At 73.3% G+C, this 17845-nt stretch carries 9 protein-coding genes and 1 tRNA gene; 6 read left to right on the top strand and 4 right to left on the bottom strand.

Annotated features, from left to right (window positions below; genetic code table 11):
* The first annotated feature begins 68 nt into the window (after window positions 1–68).
* The 4 genes from E4622_RS22760 to E4622_RS10370 are packed head-to-tail and all read left to right on the top strand — an operon-like array spanning window position 69 to window position 3475.
* A complete protein-coding gene (locus tag E4622_RS22760; protein ID WP_167736045.1) occupies window positions 69–896 on the top strand; it encodes a hypothetical protein in 828 nt (275 codons plus the stop codon).
* The gene (fahA, locus tag E4622_RS10360; protein WP_134740110.1) at window positions 893–2023 is read left to right on the top strand and encodes a fumarylacetoacetase; all 1131 of its coding nucleotides are present in this window, start codon (window positions 893–895) and stop codon (window positions 2021–2023) included. The genes E4622_RS22760 and fahA overlap by 4 nt, the downstream gene beginning before the upstream one ends.
* 34 nt (window positions 2024–2057) lie before the next feature.
* A complete protein-coding gene (locus tag E4622_RS10365; RefSeq protein WP_134740111.1) occupies window positions 2058–2525 on the top strand; it encodes a nitroreductase family deazaflavin-dependent oxidoreductase in 468 nt (155 codons plus the stop codon).
* 14 nt (window positions 2526–2539) lie between these two features.
* Entirely contained in the window at window positions 2540–3475 is a 936-nt protein-coding gene (locus E4622_RS10370; RefSeq protein WP_134740112.1) for a phosphodiesterase, read from the top strand.
* A 6-nt stretch (window positions 3476–3481) separates the two neighbouring features.
* On the opposite strand, the gene E4622_RS10375 is transcribed toward E4622_RS10370, so the two are convergent.
* Together E4622_RS10375 and E4622_RS10380 are read right to left on the bottom strand one after the other, a co-directional pair.
* Window positions 3482–4216 (bottom strand): hypothetical protein, encoded by a 735-nt coding sequence (locus E4622_RS10375; protein WP_134740113.1) that lies wholly within the window; start codon window positions 4214–4216, stop codon window positions 3482–3484.
* Between the two features lie 109 nt (window positions 4217–4325).
* Window positions 4326–5975, bottom strand: coding sequence for an FAD-binding dehydrogenase (locus E4622_RS10380; RefSeq protein ID WP_134740114.1), 1650 nt, complete (start codon window positions 5973–5975; stop codon window positions 4326–4328).
* 254 nt (window positions 5976–6229) lie between these two features.
* Here E4622_RS10380 and E4622_RS10385 point away from each other — a divergent pair, with 254 nt between their 5' ends.
* Window positions 6230–6766, top strand: coding sequence for a VanZ family protein (locus E4622_RS10385; protein ID WP_134740115.1), 537 nt, complete (start codon window positions 6230–6232; stop codon window positions 6764–6766).
* Between the two features lie 76 nt (window positions 6767–6842).
* Here E4622_RS10385 and E4622_RS10390 read toward each other — a convergent pair.
* A tRNA-Tyr gene (locus E4622_RS10390) sits at window positions 6843–6925 on the bottom strand.
* A 104-nt stretch (window positions 6926–7029) separates the two neighbouring features.
* Here E4622_RS10390 and E4622_RS10395 point away from each other — a divergent pair.
* Window positions 7030–7521 carry a YajQ family cyclic di-GMP-binding protein gene (locus tag E4622_RS10395; protein ID WP_134740116.1) on the top strand — a complete coding sequence of 164 codons (492 nt, stop codon included), beginning with the start codon at window positions 7030–7032 and terminating at the stop codon, window positions 7519–7521.
* A 49-nt stretch (window positions 7522–7570) separates the two neighbouring features.
* Here the strand turns inward: E4622_RS10395 and E4622_RS10400 are convergent, their stop codons facing one another.
* Complete coding sequence (locus E4622_RS10400; protein WP_134740117.1) at window positions 7571–17713, bottom strand: calcium-binding protein; 10143 nt, start codon at window positions 17711–17713, stop codon at window positions 7571–7573.
* Between the last annotated feature and the right edge of the window lie 132 nt (window positions 17714–17845).

The following is a 17845-nucleotide window of genomic DNA, read 5'->3' on the forward strand; positions in this document are numbered from 1 at the left end:
TCCCATCCGCCCGCGTTCGCTGAGCGGACGCTTGCGTCCGCTATCTGATCTCTGGCTAGAGTAGCCCGGTGTCCTCCTCCTCGGAACCCGTGCTCGACGACCGCTGGGCAGGCCTGGTCGACGACGCCGCCATCTTCCCGCCGGGCGACGCGCCGCTGAGCGAGGCGACGGCCGCCTTCACCGCGCGCACCGCCGCTGAGGGCGCCGGCCTGGTCGGCACCTTCGTGCTCCGCGACACCGACCTGCCGCAGGTGCGCGGCCTCGACGCGCCGCTCTCGGTCGTCGTGACCGGCGGCGCCGGCCAGGTCGCCGGCCCGGCCGCGCTGTGCCGTCGCCTCGGCCTGCGCCTGGCTGGGCTGGAGATCGCGCTGCGCGACCTCGACGACCTGGCCGGCAACGCCCGCCGTGTCGTCGCGGCGGTCGACGCGGCCCGCGCCGAGGGCTCGCTCGACGAGGACGTGCCCGTGTTCGTGGAGCTGCCGCAGACCGAGCCGGGCCACTCCTGGCTCCTGGCCGCCGACGAGGTGGCGGGCGCCGAGCTGCGGCTCAAGCTCCGCACGGGCGGGCTCGAGGCGCACCAGGTGCCCTCGGCCGCCACGCTGGCCTCCTGGATCGACGCCGCGCTCGACCGCGAGACGCCGTTCAAGTGCACCGCCGGGCTGCACCACGCGGTGCGCCATCGCTCAGGCCACGGGTTCGTGAACGTCCTGGCGGCGACCGGGCTGGCCTTCGACGGGGCGGCGCCGGACGAGGTGGTGGCCACGCTCGAGGAGCGCGATGCCGACGCCCTCGTCGGCCTCGACCTGACCGGCGCGCGGCGCTGGTTCACGTCGTTCGGGTCCTGCTCGGTCGCCGAGCCGCTCGCCGACCTGCGCGCCCTGGGGCTCCTCCCGTGAGCCCCGAGCTCAGCCATCTGCCCTACGGCGTCTTCTCCCCCGCCGGCGAGGAGCCGCGGGTCGGGGTCCGGGTCGGGAGCCGGGTCCTGGACCTGCACGTCGCCACGGGCCGCCGCGAGCTGGCCACCGGCTCGCTCAACGCCCTCATGTCACAGGGACCCGACACCTGGGCCGAGGTGCGCGAGCAGGCGCGCGCCGCCGTCGAGGCCGACACCAGGTCCTACGCCCTCGACGAGGTCTCGCTGCACCTGCCGTTCGAGGTCGCCGACTACGTCGACTTCTACGCCTCGCTGCACCACGCCTCCAACGTCGGCCGCATCTTCCGCCCCGACCAGGAGCCGCTGCTCCCCAACTGGCGCCACCTCCCGGTCGGCTACCACGGGCGCGCCGGCACGGTCGTGCCCAGCGGGACCCCGGTGGTGCGCCCGAGCGGCCAGCGCAAGGCGCCGAGCGACGACGCCCCGGACTTCGGGCCCAGCCGCCGCCTCGACATCGAGGCCGAGCTCGGCTTCGTGGTCGGCGCCGGCTCGCCGCTGGGCACGTCGGTGTCCCACGACGACTTCGCCCGCCACGTGTTCGGCGTCGTGGGGCTCAACGACTGGTCGGCGCGCGACATCCAGGCGTGGGAGTACGTCCCGCTCGGGCCGTTCCTCGGCAAGTCCTTCGCCACCTCGATCTCCCACTGGGTCACCCCCCTGGCCGCCCTCGACGCCGCGTGGGTCGACCTGCCCGGCCAGGACCCGCGCCCGCTCGACTACCTCGCCCCCGACCGGGCCCGAGGCCTCGACATCGACGTCGAGGTGGAGATCGGCGGCGAGGTCGTGAGCCGACCGCCGTACGCGTCGATGTACTGGTCACCGGCGCAGATGCTCGCCCACCTGACCGCCAACGGCGCGTCGCTGCGCCCGGGTGACCTGTTCGCCTCGGGGACCATCAGCGGACCCGAGGCCCACCAGCGCGGCTCGCTGCTCGAGCTCAGCTGGGGCGGGCAGGAGACGTGGGGCGACGGGCGGACCTTCCTCGAGGACGGCGACGAGGTGGTGCTGCGCTACTCCGCCCCGGGCACCGAGGGCGGTCGCATCACGCTGGGCGAGGTCCGCGGACGCATCGAGCCGGCCGTTCACTAGAACAGGTTCTCGTTTCCGCCCTACGCTGAACCCCATGGGACTGCTGACTCCGCTCGCCGTGCGCATCGGCGCCCTCTCCTGGATGCCGAAGCTGCTGCCCCAGGTGGTGTGGACCGACACCCGGCTGCAGCGGCTCACGCGGGGGCGGGTCACGATCCTCGACGTCGCCGGGCTGCCCAACCTCGCGTTGACCGTGCCCGGCCGCAAGAGCGGGATCCCGCGCACCACCCCGCTGCTCTGCGTGCCACATCTGGACGGATGGCTGGTGGCGGGGTCCTACTTCGGGGGGCCGAAGACACCGCTGTGGGTGGCCAACCTGCGCGCCACGACGACCGCGACCATCCGGTTCAAGGGCGTCGAGCGCGAGGTCACCTGGCGCGAGGTCGAGGGCGAGGAGCGCGCCGAGCTCTGGCAGGTCATGCTCCGGACCTGGCCCAACTTCGCCAAGTACGAGGAGCGCACGACCCGCGTCATCCCGGTGTTCTACCTCCAGCCCGCCTGACTAGGGTTTCGGGCATGTACTCGCAGTTCGGCCAGTACGCCGCTCCCTCGCACGTGATCGCGCACCTGAGCGACCCGCACCTGCTGGCCGGCGGCGTGCGGCAGTACGGCGTGGTGGACCCCGAGGCCGGCCTGCGCCTGGCGCTCGAGCGGCTCGGCAACCTCGAGCTGCCGCCGCAGGTCCTGGTCTTCACCGGCGACCTCGCCGACAAGGCCGAGCCGGCGGCGTACGCCCGGCTGCGCGAGCTGGTCGAGCCGGCGGCGGAGGCCATGGGGGCCCAGGTCGTCTGGACGATGGGCAACCACGACGAGCGCTCGGAGTACGCCGCCGCGCTGTTCGGCGAGGAGGCCCACGGCCCCCAGGACCGGGTGCACGAGGTCGCCGGGCTGCGCATCGTCGCGCTCGACACCAGCGTGCCGGGCTACCACCACGGCGAGCTCGAGGAGGGTCAGCTCGCCTGGCTCGCCGACGTGCTCGCCACCCCGGCCGAGCACGGCACCGTGATCGCCATGCACCACCCGCCCATCCCCGTGCCGATGCTGCGTGCCGCCGAGCTGATCGAGCTGCTCGACCAGGAGCGGCTGGCGGAGGTCGTGCGCGGCACCGACGTGCGCCAGATCCTGGGCGGCCACCTGCACTACTCGACGTACTCGGAGTTCGCCGGCGTGCCGGTCAGCGTCGCGTCGGCCTCCTGCTACACCTCCGACCCGGCGCCGGACAGCCGCTTCGTGTCCGGGGTCGACGGCCACACCGCCCTGACCATGACCCACGTCTACGCCGACCGGCTCGTCCACACGGTCGTCCCTCTGGCCCACGCCCCCGAGGTCAGCGGCTACCCCTCCGACGTCATCGCCCAGCTCGAGGCCCTGACGCCGGAGGAGCGCCGCGAGGCGCTGTCGCGCAAGGACTCCGACTTCAACAACCAGCACGAGGACCACGCCCCGCGCTGACGCGCGTCAGGCGGCCGGCGCGACGTAGTCGGACGAGTCGCCGGTGAGGATGACGTAGAAACGCTTGTGGTTGTTGGGGTTGGCCGCGGTGCCGTCGCCGGTGACGGTCACGGTCCCGTCGCTCATCCGGGGGCTCACGACCAGGTGCTGGTCGTTGTCGGCGCCGGTGGGAGCGCACGCCACGATCGACGGGATGTTGCACTTCGTCGCACTGATCTCCCCGGCGAACTCGGGGTTGGCGTCGGCCAGGGGCGCGCGCCCGTTGAGGACCGTGTCGTTGTTCTGGTCGAGCTTGTTCTGCAGCGCGATGGAGACGACGATCCCGTTGTCGCCGAGGTCCTCGTTGGCGTCGAGGTAGACGTTGCCCAGGGCGCCGCCCGGCACGGGAGCGCCCGTGTTGTTGACGAGGTCGTAGCCGGAGCGCACCTCGAAGCCGCCCGACTGCGCCACGATGCCGGCCTCACGGTCGACCAGCGCCCAGCGCCCGATCCCCGCCGCGCCCGGCTCACCCTGGGCGCCCTGCGCGCCCTGCGGCAGCTGGCCCCGGGCGAAGTCGCGGGCGCGCAGCGCACCGTCCTTGACGTCGCGACTCAGCAGCGACTCGTTCTGCACGTCGACGGAGCGGATCGAGTTGTTGCGGATGTCGGCCGAGCCGATGGTCGCGACGGCGTAGGACGTGCCGCTGGCGGCGACGACGAGGGCGGCGACGCTGACGAACATCGAGGGACTGGGCAGCTTCATGGTGGACCTTCCGGTCGTCCCGGTGGCCCCGAGTGGGCCGCCGTACCCCCTCTTCGTCGCGGGTGCCGCCACGGATTGGCCCCCGGGCCGAGTCGCGCAGGCCGAGCGCTCAGCCGACCGCCTGCGCCGCGGCGCGACCGGCGACCCGGCCGGAGAAGAGGCAGCCGCCGAGGAAGGTGCCCTCCAGCGCGTTGTAGCCCATCATTCCGCCGCCGCCGAAGCCGTTGACCTCACCAGCGGCGAACAGCCCCGGGAACGGCGAGCCGTCGGCGCGCAGGCAGCGGCCCTGCAGGTCGGTCTCGAGCCCGCCCAGGGTCTTGCGCGAGAGGATGTTGAGCCGGACGGCGATGAGCGGGCCTGCCTTCGAGTCCAGGATCTTGTGCGGCGTCGCGACCCGGATCAGCTTGTCGCCCCGGTAGCTGCGGGCGCCGCGGATGGCGGTCACCTGCGCGTCCTTGGTGAAGTCGTTGTCGAGCTCGCGGTCGCGCGCCTCGATCAGGGTGCGCAGCGAGGCCTCGTCGATCAGCGGCCCGTCGCCCACGCGGTTCATGCCCGCGACCAGCTCGCCCAGGGAGTCGGCGACCACGAAGTCCTCGCCGTGCTCCTTGAACCTCTCGACCGGGCCCGGCGCCCCCTTCTTCACCCGCGACAGCAGCAGCTTGACGTCCTTGCCGGTGAGGTCGGGGTTCTGCTCGGAGCCCGACAGCGCGAACTCCTTCTCGATGATCTTCTGGGTCAGCACGAACCACGAGTAGTCGTAGCCCGTGGTGCGCAGGTGGGTCAGTGTGCCCAAGGTGTCGAAGCCCGGGAAGTACGGCGCCGGCAGCCGCTTGCCGGTGGCGTCGAGCCACAGCGACGAGGGGCCGGGCAGGATCCGGATCCCGTGGTTCTCCCAGATCGGGTCCCAGTTGCGGATCCCCTCGACGTAGTGCCACATGCGGTCGGGGTTGATGACGTGGGCCCCGGCGTCCTGGGTGATCGCCAGCATCCGGCCGTCGACGTGCGCGGGCACGCCCGACACCATCGTCCTCGGCGGCGCCCCGAGCCGCTCGGGCCAGGCCTTGCGGACCAGGTCGTGGTTGCCGCCGATGCCGCCGCTGGTGACGACGACGGCCTGGCCGCGGATCTCGAAGTCGGCGACCTCGACCCGCGAGCTCGCCCGGCCGCGGTCGACCGAGCTGGGCTCGAGCACACGGCCGTGGACGCCGACGCAGGCGCCGGCCTCGACGACCAGCCCGTCCACGCGGTGGCGGAAGGCGAAGGTGATCCGGCCCGCGGCGACGTGGGCGCGCACCCGCCGCTCGAAGGGGTCGACCACACCGGGGCCCGTCCCCCACGTGATGTGGAAGCGGGGCACCGAGTTGCCGTGCCCGTCGGCGCGGCCGTCGCCGCGCTCGGCCCAGCCCACGACGGGGAAGAAGCGGTGGCCCATCTCGCGCAGCCACGAGCGCTTCTCGCCGGCCGCGAAGTCGACGTACGCCTCGGCCCAGGCGCGCGGCCACCGATCCTCCTCGCGGTCGAACTGGGCGCTGCCGAGCCAGTCCTGCCAGGCCAGCTCGTGGGAGTCCTTGACCCCCATCCGGCGCTGCTCGGGGCTGTCGACGAGGAAGAGACCGCCGAGGCTCCAGAAGGCCTGCCCGCCGAGGTTCTGCTCGCCCTCCTGGTCGACCAGCGCGACCGTGCGGCCGGCGTCGGCGGCCTCCGCGGCCGCCACCATCCCGGCCAGGCCGGCTCCCACCACCACGACGTCTACGTCCACCAGAACTCCTTGTCCTCCGAGCCGTCACGGATCGTCCGCGGGTCCGGTCTCGTCACGCGAGGCACCCTCGAGCCCCCGCCGTCGCGCCTAGCATGCCGTCCCGCGGGCCCACGAGGACGAGCGGCCCGCCCACCCTCATCCTCGAGATCCGTTCGCCGGTACCTGGGACGGAGGCGCGGCGCGCGAGGCGCGTCGAGGATGGTGTCCACGGCCGCCACCCCGGCGCGCCCGAGTGAGAGCAGGAGCCCCACGACGTGTTCGACGAGGTCCCGGTCCTCCCGGTGGTCATCCCGCTGGCCCTGGCGACCCTGGCGGTCCTGGTGTGGCACCTGCGGCGCAGCGGCCTGCTCTCGTGGCCCCGGGCCACGGTGGCGCTCGCGCTGTGCGTCTACGTCGCCGGGGTGGTCGCCAACACGGTGTTCCCGATCTTCCTGGACAAGCCGTCCGCGAGCGTGCCGTGGCACGCCTACATCTCCCTCACGCCGCTGGGCGGCTACGAGGCCGTGGACGCCGCCGTGAACGTCTGCGTCTTCCTCCCGCTCGGGGTGCTCCTGTCCCTGGCACTGCCGCGGTGGTCGTGGTGGGGCGTGCTCGCGGCCGCCGCGGCGTTCAGCGTCGGCATCGAGCTCACCCAGTACGTCACGGCGCACCTGCTGGGCGGCGGTCACGTCGCCGACGTCAACGACCTCGCCTTCAACGTGGTCGGCGCCGCGCTCGGGATCGGGCTGCTCGTGGCGCTGGTGCGCGGACCGCGTGCGACGCGGCTGGCCGACCGGTTCCGCTGGGCCTGAGGGGCCCAGGACGTCCGAGAAGCACAGAACCCCCACCGGAGGGTGGGGGTCCGCGGCCAGAACAGCTGGTGCTCTGTGGCAGGTGCAGGATTCGAACCTGCGTAGGCATAAGCCGACGGATTTACAGTCCGTTCCCATTGGCCGCTCGGGCAACCTGCCGGGTGTTCGACGACCGGGTGTTTGGCTGGTCGGCAACGAGGCGAAACAATAGCGCAGCCACAACCGCGAACGAAAAACGCACAGACCAGGAGCAGGTGAGCCAGATGGGCGACTCGTCCTTCGACATCGTGAGCAAGTACGACCGGCAGGAGGTCGACAACGCGCTCGGGCAGACCGCCCGCGAGATCGCCACCCGCTTCGACTTCAAGGGGACCGGGGCGAGCATCGAGTGGCAGGGCGACGAGGCGATCGAGATCACCGCCTCGGCCGACGACCGCGCGAGCGCGGTCCTCGACGTGTTCAAGGGCAAGCTGATCAAGCGCGACGTGTCCCTCAAGGTCCTCGACCCCTCCGAGCCGCGGCAGTCCGGCACGGTCTCCAAGATCGGCATCGCGCTGAAGGAGGGCATCTCCTCGGAGGACGCCAAGAAGATCTCCAAGCTGATCCGCGACGAGGGCCCCAAGGGTGTCAAGGCGCAGATCCAGGGCGACGAGCTGCGCGTCTCGTCCAAGAAGCGCGACGACCTCCAGGCCGTGCAGGCCCTCGTGAAGTCGCAGGACTACGAGTTCGCGGTGCAGTTCACCAACTACCGCTGACCGGCTGCGTCGAGCCCGGCGGCCTCACGGCCACCGGGCTCGACGGCGATCAGCTGGTCTCGCAGACGAAGCTGCCCTGGTTGGGGTACGTCGTCACGCGCTCGCTCCCCGGGATCGACAGCTCCGCGGAGCCCACCGAGCCACCGGCCAGCGCCAGCTGGCGCAGCGCCGACGTCATGGACGAGGTCGGCAGGTTCTGGACCTTGCCGAGACCGAAGCCCGACTCGCAGAGCTTGTAGAAGTTGATCGACCCACGCCAGTCGATCAGGCGGTCGCCCTGCACCCGGCGGGTGCCGCCCTCGTCGCCCTGGTCGGCCTGGAACGCGTCCGGACCGGCGCCGCCGAAGAGCACGTCGACGCCGTTGAGGGTGCGACGGCGTCGGTCGGTGTCCTCGACCGGCGCCACGAGCTGCCACACCTTCGCGTCCTGCGTACGCCGCTTGACGTCGAGCACGTCGCTGCCGGCCCCGCCGAAGAGCCGGTCGTGGCCCACGCCGCCCCAGAGGGCGTCCGCGCCGTCACCGGCGAACACGACGTCGTCCCCGGCGCCTGCGTTGGTGACGTCGTTGCCGGCGCCACTGTGCACCGAGTCGGCCCCCGCGGAGCCCAGGACCACGTCGTCGCCGCCCAGCGTGGGCTGCGTCTGCGTGACCACGCGGACCAGCGTGCCGGCCGGTCGCACGAGCTCCTTGATGAAGCCCGCGCTGTCCGACACGGTGCGGTCGACCGCGCCGAGCGCGGCCGCCGGGGTCGGCACGTCGACGCCCTGGTCGCCGACGAGGGCGTCGTCGCCCTCACCGCCGTCGAGGATGTCGCCCTGCACCAGCTGGCCCAGGAAGGGCTGCTTGGGCCGCGACGTACGCGTGTTGTCGAACTGCCCGTAGAGGTCGTCGTCGCCCAGCCCGCCCAGGAGCCGGTCGCTGCCGGACCAGACGCCCGGACGCTCGTCGGCCATGGCCACCTGGCGCACCACGTGCACGCCGGACGCGCCGCCCGCGAGCGTCGTGTTGGGGCCGTCGCGGGTGACGCGGCCGTTGTCGCCCAGCAGCACGTCGCGGGCGTCTCCGCCGGTGAGCGCGTCGTTGCCGTCGACCAGCCCGGCCGCGGAGCGGTCCCCGGTCCCCGTCACCGGGGTGAGCAGCCGGTCCACGGTGGAGGCGCCGTCGACCGTGATGACGGCGCCGGTATTGACCGAGCCACCGCCGACCAGGTCGTCCTCGCCCGCGTCGCCGCCGAGGGTGTCGTCGCCGGCGTTGCCCTCGAGGTAGTCGTCGCCCGTGCCGCCGAGCAGCCGGTCGTTGGCGGCCTGGCCGAAGACCAGGTCACGACCGTCGTCGCCGCCCATCACGTCGGCCCCGCCGGTGCCCGCGGCCGCGGGCTTGGCGGCGGTCACCACGTCGAAGAGCAGCACCGAGCGCAGCAGGGTGCCGTCGGCCCGCGCCCTGGACGTCGGGTCGAGGCGCGCGTTGTCGCCGGCCATGACGTCGTCGCCGAGGCCGCCGTGCATCTGGTCGATGCCGTCGCGCTGGCCGTCGGCCACCCGGGTGGGGCTGATGACCCCGTCGTTGGAGGAGCCGCCGCCGGTGAGCGCGTCGTGGCCGCCGTCGCCCCACAGGGTGTCGGCGCCGGCGTCGCCCTCGACCGCGTCCTGACCGTCGCCGCCGTGGGCGGTGTCGTTGCCGCCCTGGCCGAAGATCCGGTCATCGCCCGGGCCCCCGCCCAGCGTGTCGGAGCCGAATGTCGTGGCCGGGGCCACGGCGCCGGGCGCCGGGGCGTCCAGGAGCCGCACGTACGGCGACCCGTCGGTGACCGGCGTGCCGTTGTCGCCGAGGACGAGGTCGTCGCCCTCGTCGCCCTCGACCGTGTCGCCCGCGCCGCCGTCGTAGGAGCCCGCGGTCCAGGACCCACCGAGGAGCTCGTCGGCGCCCAGGTTGCCGTGGATCAGGTCGCCGTCGGCACCACCCTCGATCCCGTCGGCGCCGTCACCGCCCTGGATGTCGTCGTCGCCGCCCTGACCCAGGATCAGGTCGTCGGCGCCACCTCCGCGCATCGCGTCGCCGGCACTCGTGGCCCCGGCGGGGGGTGCGGTCGTCGCGGGGTCGAACAGGACGATCTCGACCCCGGGCCTGATCCGCGCCCAGCGGGCGCGGGCCGGGCCGGTCGCCGACGGGTTCAGGCGGGCGTTGTCGCCGGCCATCACGTCGCGACCGTCGGCGTGGTCGACACCCTCGTCGCCCACGACCTCGTCGTTGCCGTCAGGGGTGCCCTCACCCGAGCGCGTGAGCGTCACCGCTCCGCTGGTGGAGGACCCGCCGACCAGGAGGTCGGCGCCGTCGTCGCCCTGCACCCGGTCGGAGCCGGGACCGCCCTCGACGACGTCGTCGCCGGGGCCGCCGTAGACGCGGTCGTCGCCGTTCTGGCCGAAGACCCAGTCGACGCCGTAACCGCCGTAGGCGACGTCGTCGGTGCCGGACGCGGTGGTCGCCAGGAGGGTGACCCCCACGCCGGCGACGGCGGTGTCCGCCGGAGCCGTGCGCGAGAGGGCCGCGTTGCCGCCAGCCAGGACGTCGTCGCCGCCGTCACCGAGCAGCTCGTCGGCGCCGTCGTCCGCGCCGGCGGTCCCGCCGCCACCGGCGATGAGGTCGTTGTCCGAGCCACCGCGGACGGTGTCGTCACCGGCGTCGCCGAAGAGCACGTCGGCCTGGGCGTCACCGACGACGAGGTCGTCGCCGGTGTCGCCGTGCACCGTGTCGGGGCCGTCGCCGCCGCGGACCAGGTCCGGCCCGGGGCCGCCGTGGACGTTGGTCTCGTCGCCCGCGCCGGCGTCGACGTAGTCGCCACCGAGCTGGCCGTCCAGGCGCGGGTCGACCCCGTCGCCGCCGAGGAGGCAGTCGCCGTTGCCGACGGCGCCGGTCAGGCTCGCCAGGTCGGCGACGCCGGTGTCACCGGTCCGGGAGCCGTTGCGCCCCTGGATGGACCCGTTGCCGTCGAGGTCGGCCTTGCCGTCCGCGATGACCAGGCCCACCAGGATGCCGGTGTAGCTGGCGCCGGTGGAGTCGCGCACCAGTCCGTCGACGACCTCCATGCCCTCGAGCTGGCCGTCGTCCAGGTTGTTGCCGCTGAGGTCGCCGTTGAGGTCGACCATGCCGTTGACGATGCTCGTCGTCGGGCCGCACACGATGGAGCGTGCCGAGTCGATCGCGGCCTCGGTGCTGCCGGCGTCGTCGCCGAGCAGGGTGTCCTCGCCGTTCTGGCCGACCAGGAGGTCGCGACCCTCGCCACCGGCGATGGTGTCGTCACCCTCGCCGCCGCGGGCGAGGTCGTCGCCCGCGTCGCCGTGCAGGTCGTCGTCCTTGCCGTCGCCCTGCAGGCGGTCGCGACCGCCGCCGCCGCGGATCTCGTCGGCGCCCTGCAGGCGCTCGACCACGTCGCTGCCGTCGCCGTCCAGGACGTCGTCGCCGCCGCGCCCGCAGACGAGGTCGTCCCCGGCACCGCCGGAGAGCTGGTCGGCCCCGGCGCCACCGATGATGTAGTCGCGGTCGGGCCCGCCCGTCACGCTGTCGTGGCCCTCGGGGGTCGCCCCACCGGCCGCGGCGCACTCCGTGCGCGCGGCGTCCAGGGTCGGCACGGTGACGGTCTCGACCGTCACCTCCACCTCCTGCATGACGTTGGACTCGGTGACGCCGAAGACCTTGGTCTTCTGCGTGTTCTCCCACGTGGTCGCCGACGTGTCGAAGGCGCCGCCGACCGCCACGTCGGAGCCGTCGCCGCCCCCGACCTGGTCGGAGCCGTCGCCGCCGACGAGGAGGTCGCCGGCGTCGAGGAGCGGCCCGACCACCTCGGGACGCGTGGAGGGGAAGATCATCGTGGGCAGCGCGCCCACGCCCCCGTCGATCACGTCGTCGCCGCTGTCGCCGTTGACCTGGTCGCCACCGGGGCCGCCGCTCACGCTGTCGTCACCGGGTCCGCCGGAGACGATGTCGCGGCCCTGGCCGCCGTCGATGAGGTCGTTGCCCGCACCGCCGGAGACGACGGGGTCCGCGCCGGCGCCGACGTCGATGGAGTCGTTGCCGTCGCCACCCCGGACGTCGTCGCTGCCGCCCGCGGTGACGAGGGTGTCGTCGCCCTCACCACCGGTGACGGTGGCCGGGACGGTGAACGGGATCTCCTGCAGCGTGGTGGTGTCCCCGTCGACGGTGAGCAGCTGGCCAGGGTACAGACGCACCGCGTCCTTGCCCTCGAGCCCGTCGGCGAGGATCCGTCCCCCTGCGGGGACGGTGTAGTCCTGCACGAGGTTGAAGGCGCTCACCTGCACCTTGGTGCCGCTCGTCCCCGACGGCGCCATCTGACGCACGGTGTACTGCTCGTCCGTCGTGAGCGGGTAGGCGTTGCGGGAGCCGGAGGCCGAGCCCATGGTCAGCCTGAGGTCGTTGCCCGCGGCGATCGCGAGCTTGGGCTCGACGGTGGCGCAGTTGAACTCGAAGAGCTTCAGCCGCGGGCTGCGGACGATGTCGAACTCCTTCTCGATGCTGAAGAGGAACAGGTCGACCGAGAAGTAGAAGGTCAGGAAGAACACGATGCCCGAGGACACGTTGAAGGCGCAGTCGGGTCCGCTGGCGGAGCCCGCGAACTCCGTGGAGTAGATCTTGCCGTCGTTGTCGGGGTCGAAGGCGTCGAGGGACAGGTCGAGCGTGACGCCACCCCTGATCCCGGCCTCGGCGAAGCCGATGCTGATCGAGGCCCCTGCCTGCACGGTGAACGTCAGCTGGATCTCCGGGACGTCCTCACCGTCCTCGAGGTCGTCGATGTAGAAGCCGTCGCTGAAGACCTGGCTCTGCGAGGACTCCGGCAGCCCGCGCACGTCGCCGGGCTCGGCCGCCTCGATGGTGCGCGTCAGGCCCTTGGTGTCGAAGCCGAAGGCGAAGCGGCCGTCGAGTCCGACCGTGCCGCCGATGGAGGCGACGACCGGGACCGGACCGATCGCGAACGGCCCGAACTTGCGCACGATCGAGGCCGAGGCACCGGCGTGACCCAGGTCGACGTACAGCATCGTGGCGTCGCCGGCGTCGAGCAGCAGGTCGTAGACCTGCGTGGAGTCCTCGAGGACCGGGACCGTGATGCTGGGCAGGCTGAAGTAGACGTCCTTGGACATCTCCTTCTTGACGTTCTTGCCCGCGGGGGCCGGCGCCGGGGTGCCGGGGGTGCCGGCAGGGGCGCCCGCGGCGACCGGGGCGACGGCGGCGCTCGCGGCGCGCGCCTTCTTGATGTCGGACAGGCTCGCCTCGTCGCACGGCGGCTTGGCCGGCTTGGGCGCAGCGGGGGTGCCGGGGGTCGGCGTGGGGGTCGGGGTCGGGGTGGTGGTGCCGGCCGCGGACTTGGCGACCGCCTTGGTGCACGAGCCGGCGCCGAGCTGGGCGGCGGGCAGGTGGAAGGCGCCGGGGACGCCGGCACCGAGCGAGACGAGCTCGGCCTCCGTGCCCGCGCCGGGAAGGCGGGCCAGCAGCTGCTGGAACTGCAGCAGGTTGGCGATCAGGCCGACCGCGGCGTGCTGCTTGACCAGGATCGACATGAGCGAGACCTCGCCGCCGCCGACGAGCTCGGACAGGTCGCTGATGACCGGGATCGGCTTGGCGAGCACGTCGACCACGGGGTTGAGCGGTGCCAGCCACTTGCGGGCCTTGGAGTAGCCCGTGTCGAGCGCCTGGTAGACGGTGCGGGCGTCGATCTGGAGCTGGTCGAACTTCAGCCCCGCCTCGGCGAACTCGCCGTCCTCCCACGCCAGGTCGATGGCGCCCAGGACGTCGAAGAAGCCGAGCTTGGAGGCGTAGGACTCGAAGTAGACCGCCAGGCGGCCCTCACCCTCGGCCTCGGTCGCGAAACCCAGCAACTTGTCGAAGAGCGCCGGCAGGTAGACGCGGTGCTCGGAGTCGGCGGCGTCCCCGGGGGTCAGCCGGACGGTGAGGTCGGCGGCGAGGCCCGTGCCCTCCCCCGCAGCGGCCTTGCGGTCCACGAGGACCGAGGGCAGCTTGCCGACGAAGGCGTCGATGCAGGTCGCATCGGGGGACTTGCTGGCGACGACCTTGGAGGTCACCGCGGCACTCTGCTTCTGCTCCCACTTGCCGGACCGGTCCCAGTCGTGGCAGGTGTCGGCCGCGTAGTCGGGCAGCGAGGCCTCGACGTGGGCGGTCAGCACGGAGACGGCGTCCTCCCCGGACGCGGGGTCGAGGACGACGTACGGGCCGGTGCCGCGCTCGATGCCGACCTCGACGGCGAGCTTCCACGTGGTGCTCGCGGGGATCTCGAGGTTGGTGGAGATGGCGATGCCGGCCAGGCCGGGCTCGAAGCCGACGTCGCCGCTGGTGCTGCCCTCGACCTTCAGCTCGGCCTTGACGGCGCTCACGTCCTTCACCTTGTCGGTGCCGGAGCAGGCGCCGCCGCAGGTCACGGTGACCGTCGTGTCCGGGATGGTCAGGCCCTGCACCGTGACGCCGTTCAGCGCCGTGGTGAGGGCCGTCGCCAGCGAGCTGGCCGAGTCGGTCTCGGGGACGGTCACGTCGGTCAGCGCGGTGCGCGCGGCGCCGACGTAGCTCGAGACCGCGTCGGGGATCTCGGCCGCGGCGTCCAGGTCGGTGCCGACGAGCGGCAGGCTCTGGCCCGACAGGTTGCCGTCGAGGGAGTCGCCCAGCGTGCGGCTCAGGCCGGCGAGGCCGTCGGTGAGGAAGCGGTAGGCGAGCGGCTGGGAGGCCAGGTCGGCCCCGGTGCCGCCGGAGCTGTCCTCGGCCTTGAGGGCCACCTGGACCGTGGTCGGCGTGGGGGTGGTCGTCAGCGGCAGGTCGATGCAGGCCGCGATGTCGTCGCCCGTGGCTCCGCCACAGGTCTGCGCCGGGCCGTTGAGCGAGCGCTTGTGCTCGAGGGAGTCGCGGAAGCCCGCGATCGGGATCCAGTCGCCCGCGGACGAGGACGGGGAGGTCTCGCTCCGGACGCCGATGCCGATGGCGATGCCCGCGGGGGCGCCGGTCCGGGTCTGCGTGGCGCCGTACTCGGTGGCGAGGTCGGCCAGCGAGGCCTTCATCTGCGAGGCGGTGGCGGCGAAGCCGGAGACCTTCTCCTCGACGGTCGTCTCGTTGCCGACGTAGGACGTGGCGTCGGAGAGGTCGACCGCCAGCCGGACGTCGGCGCGCGAGGAGGTCTTCAGGGGGACGGCGACGCGCTTGGCGAGGCCCTCCTCGTCGACGCCCCCACCGAGCACGCGGACCTCGCTGTCGCCGGCGGTCACGCGCAGGGGCACGACGCTGGTGACGTCGGGGGTGCTGAGGGCGGTGCTGAGCTCGAGGCGGTCACCGGTCGCGGCCAGGCCGAGGTCGGTGGTGCCGGCCGGCAGGTAGTGCTCCACGGCGTCCGCGAAGGCCTGCATGGTCGAGACGTCGACGTCGGGGGTCTCGTCCGTCGTCGCGGCCTGGACGTCGGCGAGCATGTCGGTCAGCTTGACCCGGGCGGCGCTGATCTCGGACGGCTTCAGGTCCACCAGCGGCAGGGTGCGCTCGCTGTCGAGGGCGGCCGCCGGGCTGTCGTAGGTCGTCAGCACCGCGGCGAGGTCGTCGATCAGCACGTCGCGCAGGGCCTCGGGGTCGCCGTTGATCACGTAGCGGTGACCGGCGGACATCGACCCGTCGGCGGTCAGGGTGCCCGCGGTGCAGGTGAGCGTGTGCTCGTCGACGACGGTGAACGCCGTGCAGACGGTGTTCTCGGCGTCGCTGGGGTCCTGGTCGTAGAGCTGGCGCGTGACCTCGCGCTCGCCCGCGGGCATCTGGTCGTCGACCCCGAACTGGCGGTAGAAGTCGGCGCCCGTGTCGACGAGGGTGTCGTCCTCGGAGCCGTCGCCCATCACGCCCTGGCGGGACGGGACGAGGTCGAGCAGCCGCAGGCGGTCGTAGTCGCCGCCGGTGACGACGGTCGGCAGCCGGCCCGGCGCGAGGTCCGCCCAGGTCGCGTCGATCGTGCCCTCGACGTTCAGGGGCCGCGTCAGGCTCTCGTCACGCTGGGCGGAGTCCTTGACGAGGAGGCTGGCGGTGGCGGTGAGGCCGCGGGTGGTGACGGGGTCGACCGGGTCGCCGGCGCCCTGGTCGGGGTCGGCACCCAGGAGCTGACGGATGTCGACGGCGTCCGCGACGGTGCCGCCGTCGATCGCGACGTCCTCGGTGGGGACGGTGACGCGGGCGGCGACCTCGTCGGTCGTCAGCGCGTAGTCCGCGACGTCCACGTCCACCTGGAGGAAGCCGATCCGGGCCACCATGGCGGCGTCCTCGGCGAGCTGGGCGCTGACGTCCTGGACCTGGTAGAGCACGCCGTCCGTGCCGGGCTTGACGTAGGTCACCGGCTCAGGGGCCGGCTCCTCACCGGGAGCGGGCGCGGGGGCGAACGGGACCAGCCCGATGCCGAAGGTGGCGCCGAAGGCGCGCCCGGTGGTCGTGACGTCGGCCTGGCCGGACTCCGGCTCGGCGTACTGAGCGCCGTCCGGGCGGTCCCCCGTGCGCGGGCAGACGCGCGGGACCGTGCCGGCCTTGGCCTGGCAGAGCCCCGTGAGGCCGGTCAGCGGCGCGAGGCTGCCGCTGCCGCCGGTCTGCAGCTCGGTGACCTCGGCGGCGGGGCGGTCCTCCTGGACCGCGACCTCGAGCGAGCGGTTGGCGGGGTCGTAGCTGAGCGTGCCGTCGAGCCCGAGCTGGGCCACGGCCTGGGCGAGGTCCTGCACGGAGCCCATGAGGGTGCGGGCGCGGTGGCGCTCGCCGTCACTGACGAAGGAGACCTTCAGGACCGGGAAGCCGTCGCCGCCCTCGACCGCGACGTTGGCCGTCGGGGCGGTCCCCACGGTGTCGTCGCCGCCGCCGGTGATGGTGACGCCGTCGTCGGGGCTGGACCACTCGATCGTGCCGGGCTGGGGCGTGAACCCGCTCGTGGTCGCCTGGCAGTACTGGACCTGCCCGGGGCGCAGGGCGCCCGACGGCGGAGAGGTGTCGGCCGCGCCGCACGTGATGGTGGCCGTCGCCTGCTCGGTGAGCAGCTCCAGCAGCCGGTTGCCCGGGGAGTACAGGTCAGTCAGGTGGGCGTCGAGCAGGGGCAGCTCGGCGTCCACGGCGCCCTCGGCGGCCAGGATCGCGGTCGTGTACTGCGCGAAGCCGGTGACCGCCTGGTTGCGCGTCAGCGCCGTCAGCTCGTCGAGGCCGGGGTCGCGGGTGACGACCGGGGTCGCGTACGGCGCCTTCGTCTCGTCGGCCTCGGGGTTGCGCGTCCCGACGACGACGGCACCCGCGGCGGGGGTCAGGTCGCTGGTCAGGTCCACCCGGATCGCCACGTCGTCCGCGCCGGGCAGCGTCTGGGTGGCGAACAGCTCGGCGGGGGTGGAGAAGCGCAGGTCCTCGGTCGTGATCGCGGGACGGCCGTTGGGGTCGCGCAGGCGCAGCACCGTGGTGGTGTCGACCGTGCCGGCACCGGCGCCCTGGAGCTCGACGAAGCCGTCGATGGCCGGGAACGCCGGGATCTGCAGCTCCTGGCCGCTCTGGGCCGAGCCGCCGTCGGCGCGGGTCCACACGTGGGTCGTCAGCTGGGACTCCCCCACGACCGAGAAGGTGCGCAGCGCCTCGGCGGCCGCGTCGTAGCGGATCCGGATCTGGCCCCGGAGACGACCGGCGAGCTCCCCGTCCAGCTCGGCCGCGCCGAACTGCAGCCGCTCGTCCTGGTAGCTGAGCGCGACCGGGACCGCCGCCTTGAGGTCGATGTCGAGCAGCCACTCGACGCTGCCGGCGGGGGCGCCGGGGAGGGGCTGGGTCTCGGTGAGCTCGAGCGCGGGGTCGGAGGCGAAGACGTCGTCCAGGGTGCTGAGGGTCGGGTTGGCGCCGGTCACGGCGTCGGTGACGTGCTGGCCGATGGCGGTCCGCAGCTGCAGGACGTCGCGCACGGACTGGTCGGTGAGGGGCAGGTCCGTGGCGAGGGCCGGCTGCTCGGCGGCCGCGCCGAGCGCGTTGCCGAGCTGGATCAGCCCGACGACGACCTCGGAGGCACCCTGGTCGGCCACCGCGGGGGCGGCGACGGCAGGGGCCGTCCCGGACAGCATGGAGGCCAGCAGGGCGGCGACCGTGGAGACGGCGAGAGTCCCGCCGATGCGCCGGTTCCGGACGGGGGCAGGCACACGAGACACGAGAGATCCTCAGCTGGACGTCGACAGAAGAGGTCTCAGCACCACTCCTCCCGCGAGTCAACTAGAACCGCGAGTGCACTACCGGCGAACCGCCAAAGAGGCGAGGTGGTCTAGCCCACCTCCGGGGGTGGG

Origin of the sequence: Nocardioides sp. 503 (assembly GCF_004522095.1) — a bacterium.
Classification (GTDB): Bacteria; Actinomycetota; Actinomycetes; order Propionibacteriales; family Nocardioidaceae; genus Nocardioides.

Bases quoted from the DNA above. Each gene is read 5' to 3' on its own strand.
- E4622_RS10365 (WP_134740111.1), top strand. From the start codon at position 2,058: ATGGGACTGCTGACTCCGCTCGCCGTGCGCATCGGCGCCCTCTCCTGG.
- E4622_RS10370 (WP_134740112.1), top strand. From the start codon at position 2,540: ATGTACTCGCAGTTCGGCCAGTACGCCGCTCCCTCGCACGTGATCGCG.
- E4622_RS10375 (WP_134740113.1), bottom strand. From the start codon at position 4,216: ATGAAGCTGCCCAGTCCCTCGATGTTCGTCAGCGTCGCCGCCCTCGTC.
- E4622_RS10395 (WP_134740116.1), top strand. From the start codon at position 7,030: ATGGGCGACTCGTCCTTCGACATCGTGAGCAAGTACGACCGGCAGGAG.